The organism is Pseudomonas acericola (SeqCode), from assembly GCF_053456465.1.
In genome coordinates, this window is record NZ_JBRFJB010000001.1 from 731,592 (window position 1) to 756,496 (window position 24,905).

The following is a 24,905-nucleotide window of genomic DNA, read 5'->3' on the forward strand; positions in this document are numbered from 1 at the left end:
TGCTTCAAGGGATACGAGGAATACCGGTGGTAGATCGCTCTCAAATGTTCAGCACGGCCCGTGGCACCCTGACTGACCTGTCGCGGGGCAATCTGGGTGTGCCGTTGTTGTTGCTGGTGATGCTGGCAATGATGATGTTGCCGATGCCGCCGTTCCTTTTGGACGTGTTCTTCACTTTCAACATTGCCCTGTCCGTCGTGGTCCTGCTGGTCTGCGTGTACGCCCTGCGGCCGTTGGACTTCGCGGTGTTCCCGACCATCCTGCTGGTGGCGACCCTGCTGCGGCTGGCGCTCAACGTGGCGTCGACCCGGGTGGTGATGCTCCACGGTCAGGACGGCCACGCCGCCGCCGGTAAGGTGATCCAGGCCTTCGGCGAGGTGGTGATCGGCGGTAACTACGTGGTCGGTATCGTGGTGTTCGCGATCCTGATGATCATCAACTTCGTCGTGGTGACCAAGGGTGCCGGGCGGATTTCCGAGGTGAGCGCGCGCTTTACCCTCGACGCCATGCCCGGCAAGCAGATGGCTATCGACGCCGACCTCAACGCCGGCCTGATCGACCAGAACCAAGCCAAGTCCCGCCGCGCTGAAGTGGCCCAGGAAGCCGAGTTCTACGGTTCCATGGACGGTGCCAGCAAGTTCGTGCGCGGTGACGCCATCGCCGGCCTGCTGATCCTGTTCATCAACCTGATCGGCGGCATGGCGGTCGGTATCTTCCAGCACGGCATGACCTTCGGCGATGCCGGTCGCGTGTATGCCTTGCTGACCATCGGTGACGGTTTAGTGGCGCAATTGCCATCACTGTTGTTATCTACAGCAGCAGCGATCATGGTGACCCGTGCTTCGGGCTCCGAAGACATGGGCAAGCAGATCAGCCGGCAGATGTTTGCCTCGCCCAAGGCCCTGGCCGTGGCGGCGGGCATCATGGCGATCATGGGTATTGTGCCGGGCATGCCCCATGTGTCGTTCCTGAGCATGGCGGCCCTGGCTGGCGGCGCAGCTTACCTGTTCTGGAAGAAGCAAAACGCAGTCAAGGTCCAGGCTCTGCAAGAAATCGCTCGCCAGCAGGAGCTGCTGCCGTCCCCGGCCCGCGCCACGGAAACCAAGGAGCTTGGCTGGGACGACGTAACCCCGATCGACATGATCGGCCTGGAAGTCGGCTACCGCTTGATTCCGCTGGTGGACCGCAACCAGGGCGGCCAACTGCTCGCGCGGATCAAGGGCGTGCGCAAGAAGCTGTCCCAGGACCTGGGCTTCCTCATGCCCACCGTGCATATCCGCGACAACCTCGACCTGGCCCCAAGCGCCTACCGCCTGACCCTGATGGGCGTGATCCTCGCCGAAGCCGAGATCTACCCGGACCGCGAACTGGCGATCAACCCCGGCCAGGTCTTCGGCACGCTCAACGGCATAACCGCCAAAGATCCGGCTTTTGGCCTGGAAGCGGTGTGGATCGAAATCAGCCAGCGCAGCCAGGCGCAGTCCCTCGGTTATACCGTGGTAGACGCCAGCACCGTGGTTGCCACGCACCTTAACCAGATCCTCTACAAGCACTCCCACGAGCTGATCGGCCACGAGGAAGTCCAGCAATTGATGGGCTTGCTGGCCAAAGCCTCGCCAAAACTCGCCGAAGAGCTGGTGCCGGGTGTGCTGTCGCTGTCGCAATTGCTCAAGGTGTTGCAGGCGCTGTTGTCCGAGCAAGTGCCGGTACGCGACATCCGCAGCATTGCCGAGGCCATCGCCAACAATGCCGCCAAGAGTCAAGATACTGCCGCATTGGTGGCGGCGGTGCGGGTCGGATTGTCCCGCGCAATCGTGCAAAGCATTGTAGGCACTGAGTCTGAGCTGCCTGTGATCACCTTGGAGCCAAGGTTGGAACAAATATTGCTCAATAGTATCCAGAAGGCAGGGCAAGGCCAGGAAGAGGGCGTTCTGCTGGAGCCAAGCATGGCTGAAAAACTGCAGCGTTCGTTGATCGACGCCGCACAGCGCCAGGAAATGCAGGGCCATCCAGTGATTCTGCTGGTGGCAGGCCCCGTCCGGGCGATGCTGTCGCGGTTTGGACGCCTGGCAGTTCCGAATTTGCACGTTTTGGCTTATCAGGAAATTCCTGACAACAAGCAAGTGACTATCGTCGCGACAGTAGGGCCCAACGGCTGAGGTAGTGGGTTATGCAAGTGAAGCGTTTTTTCGCCGCCGATATGCGTCAGGCCATGAAACTGGTGCGTGATGAGTTGGGCGCCGACGCCGCGATTATCGGTAACCGTCGTATTGCCGGCGGTGTCGAGCTGACGGCTGCCCTGGACTACACGCCCTCGGCGCTGGCCCCGCGCGTGCCGAACATGGAACTCGAAGACGAGCTGCGCAAGACCGCCTCGCGCATTGTGTCGGCCCAGGCCGAACTAAGCATGCGTGGCGACAGCGACGCCACCACCAATCGCCAGCTGTTCGCCGGCCTGCCGTTGACCGCTGCCGAGCCGTTGGTCGAGCCGACGTTGACCGAACCGCCACGTCCCGCAGCGCCAGCCCCGGCCGCCGCGGTTGACCAGCGTGTGTTCGACTCGATGCGCTTTGAACTCAACGGCCTGCGTGAGCTGCTGGAAGTGCAGCTTGGCTCGCTCGCCTGGACGCAGCTGCAAGGCAGCAAGCCGGCCCAGGCCAACCTCTGGCGTCGCCTGCAACGCATCGGCCTGTCCGGCCCGTTGTCCCGCGACCTGCTGGCGCTGACCACCGAAATCGAAGAACCTCGCCAGGCCTGGCGCATGTTGCTGGCGCACCTGGCGCGGATGATCGTCACCCCGGAAATCGAACCCCTGGAAGAAGGCGGCGTGATCGCCATGGTCGGCCCTGCCGGCATGGGCAAGACCACCACCCTGGCCAAGCTGGCGGCGCGTTATGTGCTCAAGTACGGCGCGCAGAATATCGCGCTGGTGAGCATGGACAGCTACCGCATCGGTGCCCAGGAACAGCTCAAGACCCTGGGCCGCATCCTCAATGTGTCGGTGACCCACGTCGATCCGGGCCAGTCCCTGGCCAACGCCCTCGATCCGCTGCTGCGCAAGCGCGTGGTGCTGATCGACACCGCCGGCCTGCAAGCCAGCGACCCGGCATTGCGCATGCAACTGGAAAGCCTGGCCGGGCGTGGCATCAAATCGAAAAATTACCTGGTGCTTGCAACCACCAGCCAGAAACAGGTTCTTACCGCTGCGTATCACAGCTACAAGCGTTGCGGGCTGGCCGGTTGCATCCTGACTAAACTGGATGAGACGGCAAGCCTGGGCGAAGTGTTGAGCCTGGCTATCAGCCATGAACTGCCGGTCGCCTACCTGACCGACGGGCCGCGGATTCCAGATGATTTGCATCTGCCGCGCCGTCATCAGTTGGTCAGCCGGGCAGTCAGCGTACAAATGCAAGAAGAGCCTAGCGAGGAAGCGATGGCCGATATGTTCGCTGACCTCTATCACAACCCGGCAAAGCGGGTGGGTTGAGGCAGTACGAACACCGTGAAATGTACCTACATCGATGGTCTGCAAGCGATTCACGCGGCCAAGCCATGTAGCCTGCGTCTAAGCAAGACAAGGTAAAGAAATAAAATGGGCAGCATGCATCCCGTACAGGTGATCGCGGTGACCGGCGGCAAAGGTGGCGTCGGGAAAACTAACGTGTCAGTGAATTTGTCCCTGGCCCTGGCAGAGCTTGGCCGTCGCGTCATGCTGCTGGATGCTGACCTGGGGCTGGCGAACGTCGACGTTCTGCTGGGGCTGACGCCCAAACATACCCTTGCCGATGTGATCGAGGGCCGCTGTGAGCTGCGCGACGTGCTGCTGCAGGGGCCTGGCGGGATCCGCATCGTGCCGGCGGCCTCGGGCACCCAGAGCATGGTGCACCTGAGCCCGGCGCAACATGCCGGCCTGATCCAGGCGTTCAGCGATATCGGCGACAACCTCGACGTACTGGTGATCGACACCGCCGCCGGGATCGGCGAGTCCGTGGTCAGCTTTGTGCGCGCCGCGCAGGAAGTCTTGCTGGTGGTCTGCGATGAACCCACCTCGATCACCGACGCCTACGCCCTGATCAAACTGCTCAACCGTGACTACGGCATGAATCGCTTCCGTGTCCTGGCCAACATGGCCCAGAGCCCGCAAGAGGGCCGCAACCTGTTCGCCAAGTTGACCAAGGTCACGGATCGCTTCCTCGATGTCGCCTTACAATACGTCGGCGCAGTTCCCTATGACGAGTGTGTGCGCAAGGCCGTGCAAAAGCAGCGTGCGGTCTATGAAGCGTTCCCTCGTTCGAAGTGCGCACTGGCGTTCAAGGCTATTGCCCAGAAGGTCGATACCTGGCCGTTGCCCGCCAACCCGCGGGGGCATCTGGAGTTTTTCGTCGAGCGATTGGTGCATCAGACGAGCGCAGGACCGGTGCTATGACAGCCAGCGGCTACAACCTTTACAAGAAGTCGGCACGTGACAGCCAAGGCGAATTGATCGAGCGCTATGCGCCCCTGGTCAAGCGTATCGCCTATCACCTGTTGGCGCGTTTGCCCGCGAGTGTGCAGGTTGAAGATTTGATCCAGGCCGGCATGATCGGCCTGCTCGAAGTCTCGACCAAATACGATGCGAGCAAGGGTGCGAGTTTCGAGACGTATGCGGGTATCCGCATCCGGGGTGCGATGCTCGATGAAGTGCGTAAAGGGGATTGGGCGCCGCGTTCGGTACACCGCAATACACGCATGGTCAGTGACGCAATTCGTGCAATTGAAGCAAAAACCGGTCGCGACGCTAAAGATCACGAAGTTGCGGCCGAACTCCAATTGAGTCTCGACGATTACTACGGGATTTTGAACGATACCTTGGGCAGCCGCCTGTTCAGTTTCGACGACCTGCTACAGGACGGCGAACACGAGGGGCTGCATGAGGACGGCGCAAGTGCACATCTTGAGCCGTCGCGTGACTTGGAAGACGAGCGTTTCCAGGGCGCGTTGGCGGACGCGATTGCCAATTTGCCGGAGCGTGAGCGACTGGTGTTGGCGCTGTACTACGACGAAGAGCTGAACCTCAAGGAAATCGGTGAGGTCCTGGGGGTCAGCGAGTCGCGTGTCAGCCAGCTGCATAGCCAGTGCGCTGCCCGCTTGCGGGGGCGATTGGGAGAGTGGCGCGCGCGCTGACAGGCGGTGTGGGGACACTGCAGACACATCCGTGAAAGCCTCAGGCTTTTGCGGATTTGAACCGTGGTGCCCTGGGCAGTCCTTTTTGTGTAACGCCTGTTGATTGAAATGGCGCGTCCAGGTGCTGGGCGCGTTTAAGACTGCTTGGAGGTCGAATTGGACAAGAACATGAAAATCCTCATCGTTGATGACTTCTCAACGATGCGGCGGATCATTAAAAACCTGTTGCGTGACCTTGGGTTCACAAACACGGTCGAGGCGGATGACGGCATTACGGCGATTCCGATCCTCAACAGCGGGAGCATCGACTTTCTGGTAACTGACTGGAACATGCCGGGCATGACCGGTATCGACCTGCTGCGCCACGTGCGTGCAGACGAAAAATTGCGCAGCTTGCCGGTGTTGATGGTGACGGCCGAAGCCAAGCGTGAACAGATCATCGAAGCCGCCCAAGCCGGGGTCAACGGTTACGTGGTCAAGCCTTTCACGGCATTGGCGCTGAAAGAGAAGATCGAGAAAATCTTCGAACGCATCCACGGCTAATGCCATCGCGGGGGAGCTATGGAGCATAAAGAAACATCACAGGGAGACTTCGAGTCGACCCTGAAAAAGCATGCTCACCAGTTGGTCGACAGCCTTGAAAAAGGCCAGTTCGGCGACGCGGTGCAGTTGATCCATGAGCTCAACCAGACCCGTGACCGCGGCCTGTACCAGGAAGTGGGCAAGCTCACACGCGAGCTGCACAGTGCGATCGTCAATTTCCAGATTGACCCGCACATGCCCCAGGCCGAAGAAATCTCGCAAATCACCGATGCCACCGAACGCCTGTCCTATGTGGTCAGGCTGACTGAGGCGGCGGCCAACCGGACCATGGACCTGGTGGAAAACGCCACGCCCCTGGTCAATGGCATGGCCAACGAAGCCCAAGCCTTGAGCCACGACTGGGGCCGCTTCATGCGCCGCGAAGTCGGGGCTGAAGAGTTTCGTGAATTGGCGCGTCGGGTCGAAGGTTTCCTGTCACGCAGCGAGCAGGAAAACCGCACGGTTTCCAGCAACCTCAATGACATTCTGCTGGCCCAGGATTACCAGGACCTCACCGGTCAGGTGATCAAGCGTGTGACCCAACTGGTCACCGAAGTGGAAAGCAATTTGCTCAAATTGGTGCTCATGGCAGGCCAGGTTGACCGTTTTGCCGGCATCGAACATGACCGCGAAGCGATCCTCTCGGAAAAAGATCCACAAAAACATCTCGCCAAGGGTGAAGGTCCGCAGATTCATGCCGATAAACGTGAAGACGTTGTATCGGGTCAAGATGATGTTGATGACCTGTTATCCAGTTTAGGCTTCTAAGGAGCACCCACATGAGCTTCGGCGCCGATGAAGAAATCCTTCAGGATTTCCTTGTAGAGGCCGGCGAAATTTTAGAGCAGTTGTCCGAGCAACTGGTCGAGCTGGAAAGCCGACCGGATGATGCGAACCTGCTCAATGCAATTTTTCGCGGTTTTCACACTGTAAAAGGGGGCGCCGGCTTCCTCCAGCTCCATGAGCTGGTGGAGTGCTGCCACATCGCCGAGAACGTGTTCGACATCCTGCGCAAGGGTGAGCGTCACGTTGATTCGGAATTGATGGACGTGATTCTCGAAGCACTGGATGCGGTCAACGGCATGTTCAGCGAGGTGCGCGAACGTGCGCCGATCACTGCGGCCACCCCGGAACTGCTGGCCGCCCTGGCGCGCCTGGCAGAACCTGCCGACACCTCGGCGGCGCCTGTCGCAGAAGCGGCGCCCGAGCCTGTGGTCGAGGCCGAGGCGGATGTCACGGACAGCGAGTTCGAACAACTGCTCAACTCCCTCAACGCGGTCAAGGCTGAAGCCGAAGCGCCGGTGGCTGCTGTTGCAGCGCCGACGGGCGAAGACATCACCGACGCCGAATTCGAATCGTTGCTCGACCAGTTGCACGGCAAAGGCCAATTCGCCGCCGACGCCGTTGCGCCTGCCGCTGCTGTCGAGGCGCCTGCCGCTTCCGCCAGCACCGACATCACCGACGATGAATTCGAAGCGTTGCTCGACCAACTGCACGGCAAGGGCACGTTTGTGGCCGACGCCTTGCCGGCAGTCGCCGCAGCGGCGCCAACGGCAGCCGCAGCAGCACCGGCCGCTGACGGCCTGATTTCCGATCACGAATTCGAGTCCCTGCTGGACGAGTTGCACGGCAAGGGCAAGTTCACCGAAGTGGGGGCCTCGGCCTCGGCTGCGGTCGCAACCCCAGCGCCAGTGGCCGCCAAGGCACCGGCTCCGGTGGCGGCCAAACCCGCTCCGGCGCCTGCTGCCGCAGCAGCAGCGCCTGCACGGGCTGCGGCACCGGCACCGGCCGCCGCGGAAAAGCCTGCCAGTGAAGCCGAAACCACCGTGCGGGTTGATACCGCACGCCTGGACGACATCATGAACATGGTCGGCGAACTGGTCCTGGTGCGTAACCGCCTGGTGCGCCTGGGCCTGAGCAGCGGCGATGAAGCCATGCAAAAGGCCGTGTCGAACCTCGACGTGGTGACCGCCGACCTGCAAACCGCCGTGATGAAAACGCGGATGCAGCCGATCAAGAAAGTCTTCGGCCGTTTCCCGCGCCTGGTTCGCGACCTTGCGCGCCAGCTGAAGAAAGAGATCAACCTGGAACTGGTGGGTGAAGAAACCGACCTCGACAAAAACCTTGTCGAGGCCCTGGCCGACCCACTGGTCCACTTGGTGCGCAACGCCGTCGACCACGGCGTGGAAACCCCGGAAGAGCGCGAAGCCTCGGGCAAGTCCCGCAACGGCAAGGTGATTCTGGCGGCGGAACAGGAAGGCGACCATATCCTGCTGTCGATCACCGATGACGGCAAAGGCATGGACCCGGCGATCCTGCGCAATATCGCGGTCAAGCGTGGCGTGATGGACAAGGACGCCGCCGACCGCCTGACCGACACCGAGTGCTACAACCTGATCTTCGCCCCGGGCTTCTCGACCAAGACCGAGATCTCCGACGTGTCCGGCCGTGGCGTGGGCATGGACGTGGTGAAGACCAAGATCAGCCAGCTCAACGGCTCGATCAATATCTACTCGACCAAGGGCCAGGGCTCGAAGATCGTGATCAAGGTGCCGTTGACCTTGGCGATCATGCCGACCCTGATGGTGATGCTGGGCAACCAGGCGTTCGCCTTCCCGCTGGTCAACGTCAACGAAATCTTCCATCTCGACCTGTCGCGCACCAACGTGGTGGACGGCCAGGAAGTGGTGATCGTGCGCGACAAGGCGTTGCCACTGTTCTACCTCAAGCGCTGGCTGGTGGCATCGGCCAAGCATGAAGAGCAGCGCGAAGGCCATGTGGTGATCCTCTCCGTGGGCACCCAGCGGATCGGCTTTGTCGTCGATCAACTGGTTGGCCAGGAAGAAGTGGTGATCAAGCCTTTGGGCAAAATGCTGCAGGGAACCCCGGGCATGTCGGGCGCGACCATCACCGGTGACGGTCGGATCGCGCTGATTCTCGATGTTCCGAGCATGCTCAAGCGTTACGCCGCTCGGCGTATTTGATTCTGGTGGGGCAGGGCGGTTTGCCCGCCCCGCCTAACGGAGTGTTTATGGCAGTCAAGGTCCTGGTGGTGGACGATTCGGGTTTCTTCCGCCGCCGCGTCTCGGAAATTCTTTCCGCCGATCCCAGCATCCAGGTGGTCGGCACGGCCACCAACGGCAAAGAGGCGATTGATCAAGCCATTGCGTTGAAGCCTGACGTCATCACCATGGACTACGAGATGCCGATGATGGATGGCATCACCGCAGTCCGCCACATCATGCAACGCTGCCCCACCCCGGTGTTGATGTTCTCCTCGCTGACCCATGAAGGCGCCCGGGTAACCCTGGATGCGCTGGACGCTGGCGCGGTGGATTTCCTGCCGAAGAATTTCGAAGACATCTCGCGCAACCCCGAGAAGGTCAAGCAACTGCTGTGCGAGAAAGTCCACAGCATTTCCCGCAGTAACCGTCGCAGCCTGTTCAGCGCCCCTGCGCCCGCACCGGTTGCGGCTCCGCCTGCGCCGACCTCATCGTTCGGTCGCCCGGCCCCTGCGCCGGTGGCCCGGCCTGCGCCAGCCGCCGCGCCGGTTCGCGCCGCAGCGCCAAGCGCGCACTCGCCGGCGCCCAAGCGCAAAGCCTACAAGCTGGTCGCCATTGGTACATCCACCGGTGGCCCGGTGGCCCTGCAACGCGTGCTGACGCAGTTGCCGGCGAACTTCCCGGCGCCGATCGTGCTGATCCAGCATATGCCCGCCGCGTTCACCAAGGCCTTCGCCGAACGCCTGGACAAGCTGTGCCGCATCAGCGTCAAGGAAGCCGAGGATGGCGACATCCTGCGCCCTGGCCTGGCGCTGCTGGCCCCGGGTGGCAAGCAGATGATGGTGGATGGCCGTGGCGCGATCAAAATCCTGCCGGGCGATGAACGCCTGAACTACAAGCCGTGCGTGGACATCACCTTCGGTTCGGCAGCCAAGTCCTACGGCGACAAAGTTCTGGCGGTGGTCCTCACCGGCATGGGCGCCGACGGCCGTGAAGGCGCGCGCCTGCTCAAGCAGGGCGGCAGCGCAATCTGGGCCCAGGACGAAGCCAGCTGCGTGATCTATGGCATGCCCATGGCCATCGTCAAGGCTGAACTGGCCGACGCCATCTACAGCCTGGACGACATCGGCAAGCATCTGGTGGAGGCCTGCCTCTAATGGATGTGTTGAGCCTGATCGGCATCATCATGGCGTTTGTCGCGATCATCGGCGGCAACTACCTCGAAGGCGGCCACCTCGGTGCGCTGGCCAACGGCCCGGCCGCGTTGATCGTGATCGGCGGCACCGTCGGCGCGGCGTTGTTGCAGTCGCCGTTGAGCTCGTTCAAGCGCGCCATGCAGATCGTGGTGTGGATCATCTTCCCGCCACGTGTCGACCTGGCCGGTGGCATTGATCGCGTGGTCAACTGGAGCCTTACCGCCCGCAAGGAAGGCCTGCTGGGCCTCGAAGGCGTGGCCGATGCCGAGCCCGACAGCTACGCGCGCAAAGGCCTGCAATTGCTGGTGGACGGCGCCGAGCCGGAAGCGATCCGCAGCATCCTGGAGGTGGATTTCTACACCCAGGAAAGCCGCGACATCAACGCCGCCAAAGTCTTTGAAAGCATGGGCGGCTACGCGCCGACCATCGGCATTATCGGTGCGGTGATGGGCCTGATCCACGTGATGGGCAACCTCGCCGACCCTTCGCAACTGGGCAGCGGCATTGCCGTGGCGTTCGTCGCCACCATCTACGGCGTGGCCAGTGCCAACCTGGTGTTGTTGCCGGTGGCCAGCAAACTCAAGTCGATTGCCCAGCGCCAGTCGCGTTACCGCGAAATGTTGCTGGAAGGCATCCTGTCGATTGCCGAGGGCGAGAACCCGCGCTCCATCGAATTGAAGCTCCAGGGCTTCATGGACTGATGGGAGGTCATGATTGTGAGCCGTCGCCGTCGCGAGCCTGAAGAGCACGTCAACCATGAACGCTGGCTGGTGTCCTACGCGGACTTCATCACCTTGCTGTTCGCGTTTTTCGTGGTGATGTACTCCATCTCGTCGATCAACGAAGGCAAGTACAAAGTCATTTCCCAAGCGCTGATCGGCGTGTTCAACGACGCCGACCGCTCGCTCAAGCCGATCCCCATCGGTGAAGAGCGGCCCAAGACCGTGACCCCGGCCAAGCCGCTGGTCAACGACAGCGACGAAACCGCCGCTGGCGTCGGTGGCACCAGCGACCCGCTGAAAAGCATCGCCGACGACATCAGCGCGGCCTTTGGCGACTTGATCAGCTCCAACCAGATGACCGTGCGCGGCAATGAGTTGTGGGTCGAGATCGAACTCAATTCCAGCCTGCTGTTCGCCAGTGCCGATGCGCTGCCCAGCGACCAGGCGTTCACCATCATCGACAAGGTCGCGGGCATCCTCAAGCCGTTCGAGAACCCGATCCACGTCGAGGGTTTCACCGACAATTTTCCCATCAGCACCGCGCAGTACCCGACCAACTGGGAGCTGTCTTCGGCGCGCGCATCGAGCATCGTGCGCATGCTCGCGATGCAGGGCGTGAACCCCGGGCGCCTGGCGTCGGTGGGTTATGGCGAATTCCAGCCGGTGGCGAACAACGCCACGGTAGAAGGCCGCGCGAAGAACCGCAGGGTGGTGCTGGTGGTGTCGCGCAACCTCGATGTGCGCCGCAGCCTGACCGGCACCGGCACGGCCAATGCAACACCGGACGCGGCCTTGAAGCGCGCTGGCACACAAACTGCACCGGCAGTGGTAACGCCGCCGGTTCGGCAGAGCTCCGTCAATTCTCCGTCACCGGCTCAATAACCTATGCAATGTCTCGGTCGCGCCTGTGCCCACCGGGAGGAACCAACTGAATGAGAGTCTGGGCAGTTGCCAATCAAAAAGGTGGGGTCGGCAAGACCACCACCTCCATCGCCCTCGCTGGCTTGCTGGCCGAGGCGGGCAAGCGTGTGGTCGTGGTCGACCTCGACCCCCACGGCTCGATGACCAGCTATTTCGGCTACGACCCGGATGCGCTGGAACACAGCTGCTACGACCTGTTCCTGCACAAGGGCAGCGTGCCGGCCGACCTGCCGGGGCAACTGCTGTTGCCCACCAGCAACGACAGTATTTCCCTGCTACCGTCCAGCACCGCGCTGGCCACCCTTGAGCGCCAGTCCCCGGGGCAGAGCGGCCTGGGCCTGGTGATCGCCAAGACCCTGGCGCAACTGTGGCAGGACTTCGACTACGCCATCATCGACAGCCCGCCGTTGCTTGGCGTGCTGATGGTCAACGCGTTGGCGGCCAGCCAGCAATTGGTGATCCCGGTGCAGACCGAGCACCTCGCGGTCAAAGGCCTGGAACGCATGGTCAGCACCCTGGCGATGATCAACCGCTCGCGCAAACAGGCGCTGCCGTTCAGCATCGTGCCGACCCTGTTCGACCGCCGCACCCAAGCGTCCCTCGGCACCCTGCGCGTACTGCGCGATGCCTACCCGGAAACCATCTGGAACGGCTACATCCCGGTGGACACGCGCCTGCGTGACGCCAGCCGCGCCGGCCTCACGCCGTCGCAGTTCGACGGCAAGAGCCGTGGTGTGATGGCCTACCGCGCGCTGCTCAAGCACCTGCTGTCCCAGCAGCTTGTGGCGCAGGTGGCTTGATGAACCGTCCCGTCGAATTCAAGACCCGGCCGCAACTGGCATTGGAATCCTACTTGGATGCCTTGCTGCAGGACGCGACCGCCGAAGAACTGCCTGAACCGCTGCTGGTGCTGGAGCCGGTCGTCGAGCCGCCCGCCACGCTGGATGAATTCCAGTTGGCGGTGCTCGAAGAACAAGCCCGCGATGCGCAAGTGGTGGTGCCGATCACGCCCGTCGTGTTGGCTCCCGTGGCTCCCGTGGCCCCCGTGGTGGTCGCGCCGGTGGTGGAAGTTCATCTGCCGCCGAGCATCACCCCGCCGCCGGTCACCACCGATGGTCGCCCGAGCTGGGCCGCCGAGCCGTTCGAATGCCTGCTGTTCGACGTCGCCGGCTTGACCCTGGCGGTGCCGCTGGTGTGCCTGGGCTCGATCTATTCCCTGGAGGGTCAGGAGTTGACCCCGCTGTTCGGGCAACCGGAGTGGTTCCTCGGCATCCTGCCCAGCCAGGCCGGCAACCTCAAAGTCCTCGACACCGCGCGCTGGGTGATGCCCGACCGCTACCGCGACGACTTCCGCCAGGGCTTGCAATACGTGATCTCGGTGCAGGGCTACGAGTGGGGGCTGGCGGTGCATCAAGTCAGCCGCTCGTTGCGCCTGGACCCGAACGAAATCAAATGGCGCAGCCACCGGGGCCAGCGGCCTTGGCTGGCGGGCACCGTGATCGAACACATGTGCGCATTGCTCGACGTATCCGAACTGGCCGAGTTGATCGCCAGCGGTGCCGTCAAGTCGATGCCGGTGACTACACGCAGTTGATTGAACAATAAGGGCCGCGATGTTTCGGGGCCAATGAAGCACACACGCCGTGTAAAGCGGCATTTGAAGGGGTCAGGGGTATGAACAACAAGTCAGCGTCCGCACAAGGTTTGGATGATCCGATCCTGCAATGGGTAACCTTCAAGCTGGACAACGAGTCCTACGGCATCAACGTGATGCGCGTGCAGGAAGTGCTGCGCTACACCGAGATCGCGCCGGTGCCGGGTGCGCCAAGCTACGTGCTGGGCATCATCAACCTGCGCGGCAACGTGGTGACCGTGATCGACACCCGCCAGCGTTTTGGCCTGGTGCCGACCGAAGTCAACGACAACACCCGTATCGTGATCATCGAAGCCGACAAGCAAGTGGTAGGCATCATGGTCGATAGCGTGGCCGAAGTGGTCTACCTGCGCCAATCGGAAGTGGAAACCGCGCCGAACGTGGGCAACGAAGAATCCGCCAAGTTTATCCAGGGCGTGTGCAACAAGAACGGCGAACTGCTGATTCTGGTTGAGCTGGACAAGATGATGAGCGAAGAAGAATGGTCGGATCTGGAGAACATCTGATTGTTTCTTGAAGCGGCGGTGATCGTCCTGGCCCTGTTGTGGGCCGGGACGTTGGCCTTCCTGCTGCGCTATCTGCGCCAGCAACGGGAAGTGGCCTTGCAACAGGCCGAGCGCGACGCCGTGCGTGATCGGCGTGTGCTGGAGTTGGTCAAGCGGGTTGATCATTACCAGCAGACGGCGGTGCGGGTGGGCGACGAGGTGCATGAATTGCGCGCGATCCTGGCGCCGTTGCCGGACAAGTTGGCGCAGATCGAGCAGCGTGATCCGTCGAGCCTGTCGTTTGCCCAGGCGGCGAAGTTGGTGGGGATGGGGGCGACGGTGGATGAGTTGACCCAGTCCTGCGGGCTGACCCAGGCTGAGGCGCAACTGATGAGCAAGCTGCACAAAAGCTGACCCATGGTTGTATGTGCCCTGATTCAAAAATGTGGGAGCTGGAGCTTTTTGGCCAGAGTACATATCCATTGCTGCGGTAACGGCCACTTAGGGTTCCGCTCTTACAGCGGGTCACTTTTGGAGGGACCCAAAAGTAACCAAAAGGTCCTCGCCCCAACACTCGGTGCCTCGCCTAGGCTCGGCATGCCCTCTCTCCGGCTTTGGAGCGTGGGCCGCCGCAATGGGCCATCCCTGGCCCAGTGCGGCTAACCCGGCGTCCTGCCGGGTTACCCACGCTCCAAAGCCTGCGCTCGGCCAGCGTGTTTGACGGGGCGACCCCAGATCAAAAGCCAGAGCGCGGCGGCCTTAGAGCCGACCGGTATTTGCCCTGTCGTTCTCCTTTCCCCTGTGGGAGCTGGCTTGCCTGCGATGCAGGCACCTCGGTCTGTCTGGCTGCCGCCAACTTGATCGTTCCCACGCAGAGCGTGGGAACGATCAGCAAACCTGTACAAAAGTTGAATTATTGTCGAATTCGCCTAAATCAGCTCCAGGCCTTGAAATAGAGCCTTCCACCAAAAAATCCAAGCCTTCCCCAACCCCCCGTTTTTGCGAAATGTGTCACAGGGCCATACATCCCCATGGCACTTTTATGTCTTTGTGGTGACCAAGCCTGCGAATGTAGGAAGTTTCACTCACAAGGATGCGAAATGTCTTTCGACGCTTTACCTAGAACAAAACCGTCTGTTTTGCTGCAGTCTTGCGTCGCCACCTGTTCCCTTGTCGGTTTCCTGACCAGCGCAGCGGCTTTGGCGGCTGAGCCGCAAGCACCTGCCCAACAATTACTCCTGCAGCAACAACGTGAGCGCGCCCAGCGCGAGCAGTTGGAGCAATCCCCTGACGTGCGTCTGGAAGCGCCGCTGGACAGCGCCGGCAACCTGCGCCTGCCGCGCAATGAAACGCCGTGCTTCAAGATCGACCGCGTGGTGCTCAGTGGCGACCAGGCCGAAGATTTCCAGTGGGCCCTGCGTGCCGCCAACCCGTCGGATGATCCGGTGCAAGGCCGTTGTGTCGGTTCCGCCGGTATCAACCTGACGATGAAGCGCATTCAAAACGCGATCATCGCCAAAGGCTTTATCACCACCCGCGTCCTCGCCGAGGCCCAGGATTTGAACCAGGGCACGCTGTCGCTGGTGCTGGTGCCAGGGCGGATCAAGCACATCCGCTTTGCCGAAGGCACTTCCGCTCGCGCCAACTATTGGAATGCCATGCCCGCATCGCCTGGCGATGTGCTCAACCTGCGCGACATCGAGCAGGCGCTGGAGAACTTCAAGCGCGTGCCCACCGCCGAAGCCGACGTGCAGATCACCCCGGCCGAAGGCGCGGATGCGCAGCCCGGTGAAAGCGATGTGGTGATTGCCTGGAAGCAGGCAATTCCAGTGCGCGTCAGCCTGTCGGTGGACGATTCCGGCAGCAAGCAGACCGGCAAGTATCAAGGCAACGTCGCGCTGTCGCTGGACAACCTGGCGAGCCTCAACGATCTGTTCTACATCAGCTTCAACCACGATTTGGGCGGTGGCCAGAGTGGCGACCGTGGCTCCAAGGGCCACACCGTGCATTACTCGGTGCCCTACGACTATTGGCAACTGAGCCTGACGTCCAGCGAGTACGACTACCACCAGACGATTGCCGGGGTGAACCAGGCGTATTCCTACAGTGGCCGCAGCCGGACCAATGAGGTGCAGCTGTCGCGGGTGATCTACCGCGATGCGGTGCGCAAGACCACCGTGTCGGTAGGCGGATGGAGCCGTACCTCCAGCAACTACATCGAAGACACCGAAATCGAGCTGCAACGCCGGCGCATGGCTGGCTGGCAGGCCGGGATCAACCACCGTGAATTCATCGGCGCCAGCACCCTCGACCTCGGTGTCGGCTATCGCCGTGGCACCGGCGCCCGTGATGCATTGCGCGCGCCCGAAGAGGAAAACGGCGAAGGCACCTCGCGCTCGCAGATCATCACCGCCAACGCCCAATTGCAACTGCCGTTCACCTTGGCCGACCAGCGCCTGCGCTACATCGCCGGCTGGCGGGGGCAGTGGAACCGTACGCCGCTGATTCCCCAGGACCGCTTTTCGATTGGCGGGCGCTACACCGTGCGCGGTTTCGACGGCGAGCAGATTCTTTCGGCCGAACGCGGCTGGACCTTCAGCAACGACCTCGGCCTGAGCCTGGCCAACACCGGCCAGGAACTCTACCTGGGCGTGGACTATGGCGAAGTCGGCGGGCATTCCACCCAGTACCTCTCGGGCCGACGCCTGGCCGGTGCGGTGGTGGGCCTGCGCGGCGGCTACAAGCAGTTTTCCTATGACATCTATACCGGCAAGCCCCTGGAAAAACCCAAGGGTTTCCAGACCGCCGACGTGACCAGTGGCTTCAGCGCCAACTGGTCATTTTGAAGGAGGCCAGCATGCACCACGACACCCTGGAGGTGCTCGCCCCCGAGCGGGCCGACAGCCCCATCGACGAAGCCCAGGTGCTGGGCTCGGCGGTGTGGCTGTGGATGCACTCCGCGGCTCATCGCGATGCGCCGTTGCACAGCCTGTCCACGCTGTTGCTGCCGGCGATCAAGCGGCGCCAGTTCATCTTGATCAGCGAAGGCGGGCGGCCGGTGTTTTTCCTCTCGTGGCTCAACCTCAGTGCCGACGCCGAGGCGCGCTATTTGCGCACGCCGGCGGTGTGCTTGCCAGCAGAGGATTGGGACAGCGGCGACCGGTTGTGGATCAACGACTGGGTCGCGCCGTTTGGCCACACCCGGCGCGTCAGCCGTTTGCTGCGCAGCCGTTTGTGGCCCGGCAAGGTGTTCCGCGCACTGCACCACAAAGGCGAAGAGCGCGGCTTGCGCGTCTTGAACTTCCAGGGCATCGCCGTCCTGGACCTGGAGGCGCAAGCCTGGTTTGCCACTCACCCGTTACCCAGCGACGCGCTCTGATCAGCCACCGCGCAAAGGATCTGCATGAATAAGCATCTGTTTCGAGTTGTATTCAACAAGGCCCGCGGCCTGCTGATGGTGGTGGCCGAGAACGTCAAGAGCGCCTGCAAGGCCCCCGGCACCACGCGCGGCGTGTCCCCGGTGAGCCCGGTGACGGCGACCCTCACGCCGCTGCGCTTTGCGCTGATGGTGGGCATGGGCTGGGTCACCCTGGTGGCGCCGGTGCAGGCGCAGATCGTGGCCGATGGCTCGGCACCGGCGGGCCAACGCCCGACCATCGGTGCTGCTGGCAATGGCGCGCCGGTGGTGGACATCACCCGCCCGAGCGACGCAGGCGTGTCGCGCAACACCTATTCGCAGTTCGACGTGGACAAGCGCGGGGTGATCCTCAACAACGCCGCGACCAACAGCCAGACCCAACTGGCCGGCTGGATCGAAGGCAACCGTGCGCTGGCCAACGGCAGCGCGCGGGTGATTCTCAACGAAGTCAATTCGAGCAACCCGAGCCAGTTGCGCGGGTTTGTCGAAGTGGCCGGTTCCAAGGCCCAGGTGGTGATTGCCAACCCATCGGGCATCGCGTGCGAAGGTTGCGGCTTTATCAACGCCGACCGCGCCACGCTGACCACCGGGCGGGCGCAGTTCGAGAACGGCCTGATCAGCGGCTACCAGGTCTCGGGCGGCAAGATCAGCATCGGCGGCGAAGGCATGGACACCAGCCGCGCCGACTACACCGAGATCATTGCGCGCACGGTCGAAGTGAACGCGGGCATCTGGTCCAAGGACCTGACCATCAAGGCCGGCACCACCGGTACCGCGCCAGCTGACACGCCTGCCGTGGCCATCGACGTGGCGCAACTGGGCGGCATGTATGCCGGCAAGATCACCCTGGTGGGCAACGGCGCCGGCGTCGGCGTGCGCAACGCCGGGCAGATCGGCTCCAGCGCCGGTGAAGTGGTGATTGGCAGTGACGGGCGCATCGAAAACCGTGGCCAGATCAGCAGCGCGACCCAGCTGACAGCCACGGCTGACAAGGGCATCGACAACAGCGGCACGCTGTACGCCCAAGGCAATCTGGACCTGAATACCGCCGCCGATATCGACAACAAGGGCATTGCGTCCGCCCAGGGCGATGCGCGCCTGACCGCCAAGGGCGCGATTCGCAGCCAGGCCGGCTCGGCACTCGCGGCGGGCGTCGACAGCGCCGGCAAGCTGGGTGACAGCGGCTCGTTGACCCTCACCTCGGCCGGCACGATCACGGCCAAGGGGCAGAACCTCGCGGCGCAAAAGCTCACCGCCAGCGCCGCGCAGGTTGACCTGAGTGACAGCCAGACCTCGGCCCAGACCGTCGACTTGACCAGCACCGCTGGCAACCTGGACCTGCGCCGCAGCCGCGTCACCGCCAGCCAGGCGCTGACCGCCAACGCCAATCAGGCCCTGCTCAGCGATGCCGCGCAGGTCGGCGCGGCGCAGATCGGCGTCACGGCACTGGACCTGTCCAACGTCGGCGGCAAATGGGTGCAGACGGGCAATGCGGGCATGCGCGTGACCGTTACGCGCAACCTCGACAACAGCAGCGGTATCCTCGCCAGTGGCGGCGGCCTCGACGTCAGTGCCGACAGCCTGAACAACGGCAGCGGCCTGGTGCAGTCCGGTGCCCTAGGCGATTTGTCCGTCACCGCACGCCAGCACCTGGCCAACGGGAACGGCAAGCTGGTGAGCGCCGCGCAGTTGACCCTCAACGGCGGCTCCCTGGATAACAGCAACGGGCAGATCACTGCCGGCGGCGCGCTGGGAGTCACCGCCGCGCAATTGAACAATGCCAAGGGCACCGTCGCGGCCACGCAGACGCTGACGGTCAAGGCAGGCAGCGTATTGAACCAAGGCGGCACCCTCGGCTCGGTGGCGGGCGACTTGCTGCTCAACAGCGACGCAACGGCGCTCGACAACACCGGCGGCCGCCTGGAAGCCGCGAAGGCATTGACCCTCAACGCACAAGGCTTGAACAACAGCAGCGGGGTAGTCACCGGCGCGCAGTTGCTGCTCAATACTCAGGGCCAGCAACTGAACAACGCCCAGGGCAACCTGAATGCCAGCGATACCCTGAGCGTCGACAGCGGCGTATTGAACAACGACGGCGGCATCGTGCAGGCCAAGTCGAGCCTGAAGATCGACACCCACGGCCAGCAACTGAGCAACCGCAATTCCGGCAGCACCGGCGGCATCCTCGGCCAGCGCGACGTTACCGTGCGTGCGGGCCAGTTGCTCAACGACCAGGGTTTTATCGGCAGCGCCAGCACCCTGGACGTCAACGCCCAGCAGTTGAGCAACCAGGCCGGCCTGTTGCGCGCCGACGGGCATTTGCTGTTGACCGCCGCCAGTGTGGATAACAGCAGCACCCAAGGCGCCAACCAGGGCATCAAGGGCCAGTCCGTCGCGATGGACGTGGACAGCGTCAGCAACCGCAGCGGTTCGATCGTCTCCGACACGACGCTGAGCGTCACCGGCAGCGGCACCCTGGACAACGAACAAGGGATCATCTCCGCTGGCACCGTGTTGAACGTGACGGACCGCGACCTCGCGCAAAAACGCCAGGCCATCAATAACGGCGCGGGCACCCTGATTGCCGGGCAATCGCTGCTGCTCGACAGCGCCAACTACAGCGGCAACGGCAAGGTCCTCAGCCTGGGTGACCTGACCTTCCGCCTGACCCAGGACTTCGTCAACAGTGGCCTGTTCCAGGCCAACGGCAACGTATCGCTGGCCACCAGCGGACGCCTGACCAACCAGGGCGCGCTCCAGGCCGGCAACCTGCTGCGCTTGGACGCCAACGTTGTCGACAACACCGCCAGCGGCGTGATCAGCGCACCCAAAGTGCAGGTCAACGCGGCCACGCAACTGGACAACCGTGGCCTGATCGACGGCGAGACCACGCGCCTGACCACCGCGACCCTGAACAACCTCGGCACCGGGCGCATCTATGGCGATCTACTCGGCATCTCCGCCGGCACCCTGAACAACACCGTTGAAGGCGCCTCGGCCGCGACCATTGCCGCACGCAACCGCCTGGACATCGGCGCGCAGGTCATCAACAACCGTGAACACGGTTTGATCTTCAGCACCGGCAACCTGCTGATTGGCGGCGCCCTGGATGCCAATGACCAGGCCACGGGCCAGGCGCAGGTGCTGAACAACGCCAGTGCCACTGTCGAAGCGCTGGGCAGCCTGAGCATCAACGCCAAGCAGATCAACAACACCAACGAACACTTCGCCACCCAGCAAGTGCAGGTGTCCACCCAGGCCTTGCAGGAGTACCTGCTGTCGGGCTCGACCAACCGTTACCTGCCGGGGCAGATCTCGTTGTACAACGATGAGGTCCTGCATCTGGTGACGCCGGAAGGCTACGGCACGCGCTGGAACCGCTATGACTACAACCGCACCGTCACCGAGACGCAGATCGTCGCCTCGGACCCGGCGCAGATACTCGCCGGTGGCAACATCAACCTGATTGCCGACCAGGTGTTCAACGACAAGAGCCGGATCATCGCCGGCCAGGCGCTGAATGCGAGCGTGGGCACGGTGATCAACACTGAGCTGACCGGGCAGAAGGTCACCACCGACAGCGGCACCCTGACCAACTACTACCGCATCCAGCGCAAGGGCCGTGACCGCCAGGGCATGGGCGTCACGGCGTACACCCCGGCGCCCTTGATCGAGCAGATCTCGCTGAAACCGACGGTGTTTACCGAGTACGCGGCCATCAACGGCACGGGCACCCAGGTGGGCGCGCTGGTCTTGGCCAAGGTCACCGACAGCGCGGCCGGCACGGGTGACCTGGCCGGTGCCGGGCGCACCTATGCGGTGAGCCCGATCAGCGAAGTGCAAGCGCTGACCCAGCAGAATGCCGGCGGCGCGGTGGAGCAGATCCGCACCGGTGGCTTCAACCCGGACCTGCCCAACAGCAGCCTGTACCAGATCAACCCCAACAGCACCGCCGGTTACCTGGTGGAGACCGACCCGCGCTTCGCCAACTACGGCAAGTGGCTGTCGTCGGACTACATGCTCGAACGCCTGAACCTCGACCCGGCCGGCACTCAACAGCGCCTCGGCGACGGTTTCTACGAACAGAAGCTGATCCGCGAACAAGTCGCCCAACTCACCGGGCGCCGCTTTGTCGATGGCTATGCGAGTGACGAAGCGCAGTACCGCGGCATGATCGACAGCGCCGTGACCCTGGCCGATCAGTGGAAGCTGATCCCGGGCGTGGCGCTGACCGCCGCGCAAATGGCGCAGTTGACCAGCGATATCGTGTGGCTGGTATCCAAGGACGTGACCCTGGCCAGCGGCGAAGTGCGCAAGGTGCTGGTGCCGCAGGTGTACGTGCGGGTGCGTGAAGGTGATATCGACGGTTCCGGCGCATTGATGGCCGGGCGTACCCTGAACCTCGACGTGCGCGGTGACCTGGTCAACAGCGGCAGCCTCTCCGGGCGCGATGGCGTGAACGTCAGCGTGCAGAACCTCAACAACCTTGGCGGGCGCATCCAGGGCAACGACGTGTCGTTGAATGCCAGCCAGGACCTGAACAACATCGGCGGCCTGATCAGCGCCAACAGTCGCCTGGCCCTGAGTGCCGGCAACGACATCAACGTGCGCTCGATCACCACCGACAGCGAGAGCGCGCAGGGCACCCGCACGGCCTTGTCGCGGGTGGCGGGGCTGTATGTGTCGGCACCGGCGGCCAACCTGATTGCCACCGCTGGCAACAACATCAACCTGCAAGCGGCCCAGGTCAGCAACACCGGCGTCGGCGGCAAGACGGCGCTGGTGGCGGGCAACGACATCACCTTGAGCACGGTGAACGAGTCCTTCACCCAGTCCAACCAATGGGATGGCGACAACTGGCGCAAGGAAGCCGGGCGCAGCGAAGTCGGCAGTTCAGTGCAGGCCACGGGCGATATCCGCCTCGGTGCCGGGCGTGATGTGCAGGCACGCGGCGCGCTGGTCAACAGTGACGCCGGTGCCGTGGCTGTCAGCGCCAACCGCGATATCAACGTCGAAGCCAGCGAGCGCTTCAGCACGGCGGACGAGGCGCACAAGGTCAAGGGCAGCAACGGCATGTTCTCCAGCAAGACCACCACCACCCGCGACACGGTGGCCCAGACCACTGCGCAAGGTTCGACCTTCAGCGGCGAGCAGGCGGTGATGCAAGCCGGCAACAACATCACCATTACCGGCAGCAACGTGGTCTCGACCTCGGGCACGGCGCTGGTGGCGGGCAATGACATCAAGGTCTTGGCGGCCACCGAGACCCTCGACGAAAAACACACCAAGGACGTGAAGACCAGCGGCATGTTCAGCGGCGGTGCGATTGCCGTCACCATCGGCTCGCAGCAACAGACCAACAAGGACAGCAGCCAGCAGACCACGGCCGCCGCCAGCAGTGTGGGTTCCACCGACGGCAACGTATTGATCAGCTCAGGCGGTGAGTATCGCCAGGTTGGCAGCAATGTCAGCGCGCCCAAGGGCGATGTGTCGATCGAGGCGTCCGAGGTCAATATCCTCGAAGCGCGCAACCTCGCCGCGCAGCAGCAGGAGCAGCGCTTCAAGCAGACCGGCGTGAGCCTGACCCTGACCAACCCGATCGTCAACGCGGTGCAGACCGGCCAGCGCATGAACAAGGCCGCCGAACGCACCGACGACAAACGCATGAAAACCCTGGCCGCGCTGAACACCTTTTGGGCCGGCACCGAAGCACATACCCAAGTGATGGCCGACCCGGCAGCGGCGGGCGGGATCAACTTGAGCATCGCCCTGGGCATGAACAAGAGCGAGAACAAAAGCGAGCAGACCTCCAACACCGCCGCCGGCTCAACGGTGGCGGCGGGGCACGATGTGTCGATTGTGGCCACGGGCGGCAAGCGCAATAACGACCTGACGGTGCAGGGCAGCCAGATCACTGCGGGTAACGATGCGCTGTTGAAAGCCGATGGCAATATCCTGCTGGCGGGTGCGCAGAACACCATCGAGCAGCACAGCACCAATAAAAGCGTGAACGGCAGCCTGGGGATCGGTATCTCCTTTGGCAGCGAGAAAAACGGCTTGAGCTTCAACGCTTCGGCGTCACAAAGCCGCGGCAATGCGGATGGCAACGACCTGGTCTGGAGCAATACCCATGTGACGGCGGGCAACCAGGCCACGCTGGTCTCCGGCAAGGACACCACCCTGCGTGGCGCGGTGGTCTCGGCCGACAAGGTCAAGGCTGACGTTGGCGGCGACTTGAACATCGAGAGCCTGCAAGACACCAGCAAATTTGCTTCCGAGCAGAAGAGCATGAGCGCCGGCATCAGCATCTGCATTCCGCCGGTCTGCGCCGGTGCCGCGACCGCCAGCTTCAGCTCCAGCAACACCAAGCAGAAGTCCAACTTTGCCAGTGTCATCGAGCAATCCGGCATTCGTGCCGGCGACGGCGGTTTCGACCTCAACGTGCGCGGCAACACCGACCTCAAGGGCGGCGTGATTTCCAGCACCGACAAGGCCATCGCCGACGGCAAGAACAGCCTGACCACTGGCACGCTGACCGTGGCCGACATCCACAACACCTCCGAAGCCAGCGTCAAGACTTCCGGGGTGGAGCTCAGTTCGGACATGCTCGACGGCAAGCTCGGCACGGCCAAGGCGCTGCTCGCCAACAGCCTCGCCAACGGTTCGGACTCCGACTCCGCCGCCAGCGACACCCGCAGCGCCATCAGCGCCGGTACCCTGGTGATCACCAATGCCGAGCGCCAGCGCGTGGTCGCCGGGATGACGGTTGACCAGACCATTGCCAACCTCAACCGCAATACCGAGGCTGCCCATGTCGCCGTGGAGCGCCTGGATGTGGCGGAGATGGGGCGCAAGGTCGAGGCTGAGCAAGAGATCAAGCGTGAGTTCTACAACCAGGTGTCGATGCTGGCGGATGAGGCGTATCGCAAGATCTTCCTTGAGAAGGCGCGGGTGTATGAGGTGTTGAAGGATGAGAATGGCAAGGCGCTGCTGCTCGATGGCAAGAAGGTTCAGTACCGCGAGTTGAGCGACGAAGAAAAGCAGCACCTCAAGCCCGGCCCGGACGGCAAGGTACATATTGCCAACAACGGCATTTTCAACGACGCCGACGGTGCCGCCAAATATGCCGAGCAACACAGTTCGGCCGACACTGGGCCGCAGTATCTGATCCATTTCGAGAAGGCCAACAACTTCACGTCGGAGTTGATGATCGCGGCGTATCAGAAGAACCTGGAAAACGATTTCTGGGGCCTGTCCAACGCGACAGTGCAGACCAAGGAATACATGGTCCAGTTCGGTCAGAGCGGGTTGCATATCGATGGGCATAGCCGTGGCACCATGACTACGGGCAATGCTATGGACTCGTTGGCACGTGACCCGGCAAACGTTGGGCTGTTGGGTGATACATCGATGAACTTCTTCGGGGCAGCGTATGGGGTGAAAAAGGCCGATACGCTATTGGGGATATTGCAGGACCGTACAAACATCACCTCCGCAGAGCAGCGCGACAAGTTGATATTGCAGTATCAGAACCATGACTTCGACCCCGTTGCCCGCACACCGGGTGTTGGCTTCAACCCGGGGACTGGCGGCAACATTCCCGATGGCAGCAATCGCTTGTGGGAGTGGTTGAAGGTCTTTGGTGCTGAGAACACGGTGCATAACTGCTACGGCAATGGCGGAGAAGCGTGCCGGAAATACTGGAACCACACCCCTACGGGCAAGCCAGAGTTCGTCAAGGTCCCGCAATCATGAGGAGTGC

17 protein-coding genes are annotated in these 24,905 nt (G+C 62.7%); all 17 read left to right on the forward strand.

What is annotated here, in order from left to right; all coding sequences use genetic code 11:
• Window positions 1-44 precede the first annotated feature (44 nt).
• The 17 genes from flhA to ACU688_RS03470 all read left to right on the forward strand — a co-directional run bounded on the left by flhA (window position 45) and on the right by ACU688_RS03470 (window position 24,898).
• Window positions 45-2,159 (forward strand): flagellar biosynthesis protein FlhA, encoded by a 2,115-nt coding sequence (gene flhA / locus ACU688_RS03390; RefSeq protein ID WP_124526500.1) that lies wholly within the window; start codon window positions 45-47, stop codon window positions 2,157-2,159.
• An 11-nt stretch (window positions 2,160-2,170) separates the two neighbouring features.
• Window positions 2,171-3,487, forward strand: a complete 1,317-nt coding sequence (gene flhF / locus ACU688_RS03395; RefSeq protein WP_448183638.1) for a flagellar biosynthesis GTPase FlhF — start codon at window positions 2,171-2,173, stop codon at window positions 3,485-3,487.
• 105 nt (window positions 3,488-3,592) lie between these two features.
• Window positions 3,593-4,426: a flagellar synthesis regulator FleN gene (gene fleN / locus ACU688_RS03400; RefSeq protein WP_003192912.1), complete on the forward strand. Its 834-nt coding sequence runs from the start codon at window positions 3,593-3,595 to the stop codon at window positions 4,424-4,426.
• Window positions 4,423-5,163 carry an RNA polymerase sigma factor FliA gene (gene fliA / locus ACU688_RS03405; RefSeq protein WP_017735226.1) on the forward strand — a complete coding sequence of 247 codons (741 nt, stop codon included), beginning with the start codon at window positions 4,423-4,425 and terminating at the stop codon, window positions 5,161-5,163. The genes fleN and fliA overlap by 4 nt, the downstream gene beginning before the upstream one ends.
• A gap of 168 nt (window positions 5,164-5,331) precedes the next feature.
• Window positions 5,332-5,706: a chemotaxis response regulator CheY gene (locus ACU688_RS03410; protein WP_015885173.1), complete on the forward strand. Its 375-nt coding sequence runs from the start codon at window positions 5,332-5,334 to the stop codon at window positions 5,704-5,706.
• A gap of 18 nt (window positions 5,707-5,724) precedes the next feature.
• Window positions 5,725-6,513 (forward strand): protein phosphatase CheZ, encoded by a 789-nt coding sequence (locus ACU688_RS03415; RefSeq protein ID WP_124526499.1) that lies wholly within the window; start codon window positions 5,725-5,727, stop codon window positions 6,511-6,513.
• A gap of 11 nt (window positions 6,514-6,524) precedes the next feature.
• Window positions 6,525-8,729, forward strand: a complete 2,205-nt coding sequence (locus tag ACU688_RS03420; protein ID WP_448183639.1) for a chemotaxis protein CheA — start codon at window positions 6,525-6,527, stop codon at window positions 8,727-8,729.
• Window positions 8,730-8,776: 47 nt separating this feature from the next.
• Window positions 8,777-9,904, forward strand: a complete 1,128-nt coding sequence (locus ACU688_RS03425; protein WP_448183640.1) for a protein-glutamate methylesterase/protein-glutamine glutaminase — start codon at window positions 8,777-8,779, stop codon at window positions 9,902-9,904.
• Complete coding sequence (locus tag ACU688_RS03430) at window positions 9,904-10,644, forward strand: flagellar motor protein (protein WP_124526496.1); 741 nt, start codon at window positions 9,904-9,906, stop codon at window positions 10,642-10,644. The genes ACU688_RS03425 and ACU688_RS03430 overlap by 1 nt, the downstream gene beginning before the upstream one ends.
• Window positions 10,645-10,653: 9 nt before the next feature.
• Complete coding sequence (gene motD, locus ACU688_RS03435) at window positions 10,654-11,547, forward strand: flagellar motor protein MotD (protein WP_207045181.1); 894 nt, start codon at window positions 10,654-10,656, stop codon at window positions 11,545-11,547.
• Window positions 11,548-11,597: 50 nt separating this feature from the next.
• Window positions 11,598-12,386: a ParA family protein gene (locus ACU688_RS03440; RefSeq protein ID WP_448183641.1), complete on the forward strand. Its 789-nt coding sequence runs from the start codon at window positions 11,598-11,600 to the stop codon at window positions 12,384-12,386.
• Window positions 12,386-13,180: a CheW domain-containing protein gene (locus tag ACU688_RS03445; protein ID WP_448183642.1), complete on the forward strand. Its 795-nt coding sequence runs from the start codon at window positions 12,386-12,388 to the stop codon at window positions 13,178-13,180. Before ACU688_RS03440 ends, ACU688_RS03445 begins: the two co-directional genes overlap by 1 nt.
• Before the next feature lie 80 nt (window positions 13,181-13,260).
• Window positions 13,261-13,746 (forward strand): chemotaxis protein CheW, encoded by a 486-nt coding sequence (locus ACU688_RS03450; RefSeq protein ID WP_017735234.1) that lies wholly within the window; start codon window positions 13,261-13,263, stop codon window positions 13,744-13,746.
• Complete coding sequence (locus tag ACU688_RS03455; protein WP_017735235.1) at window positions 13,747-14,139, forward strand: DUF2802 domain-containing protein; 393 nt, start codon at window positions 13,747-13,749, stop codon at window positions 14,137-14,139.
• A 725-nt stretch (window positions 14,140-14,864) separates the two neighbouring features.
• Window positions 14,865-16,571: a ShlB/FhaC/HecB family hemolysin secretion/activation protein gene (locus ACU688_RS03460; RefSeq protein ID WP_448183643.1), complete on the forward strand. Its 1,707-nt coding sequence runs from the start codon at window positions 14,865-14,867 to the stop codon at window positions 16,569-16,571.
• Window positions 16,572-16,582: 11 nt separating this feature from the next.
• Window positions 16,583-17,104 (forward strand): toxin-activating lysine-acyltransferase, encoded by a 522-nt coding sequence (locus tag ACU688_RS03465; protein WP_448183644.1) that lies wholly within the window; start codon window positions 16,583-16,585, stop codon window positions 17,102-17,104.
• Window positions 17,105-17,128: 24 nt separating this feature from the next.
• Window positions 17,129-24,898 carry a hemagglutinin repeat-containing protein gene (locus ACU688_RS03470; protein ID WP_448183645.1) on the forward strand — a complete coding sequence of 2,590 codons (7,770 nt, stop codon included), beginning with the start codon at window positions 17,129-17,131 and terminating at the stop codon, window positions 24,896-24,898.
• Window positions 24,899-24,905 lie beyond the last annotated feature (7 nt).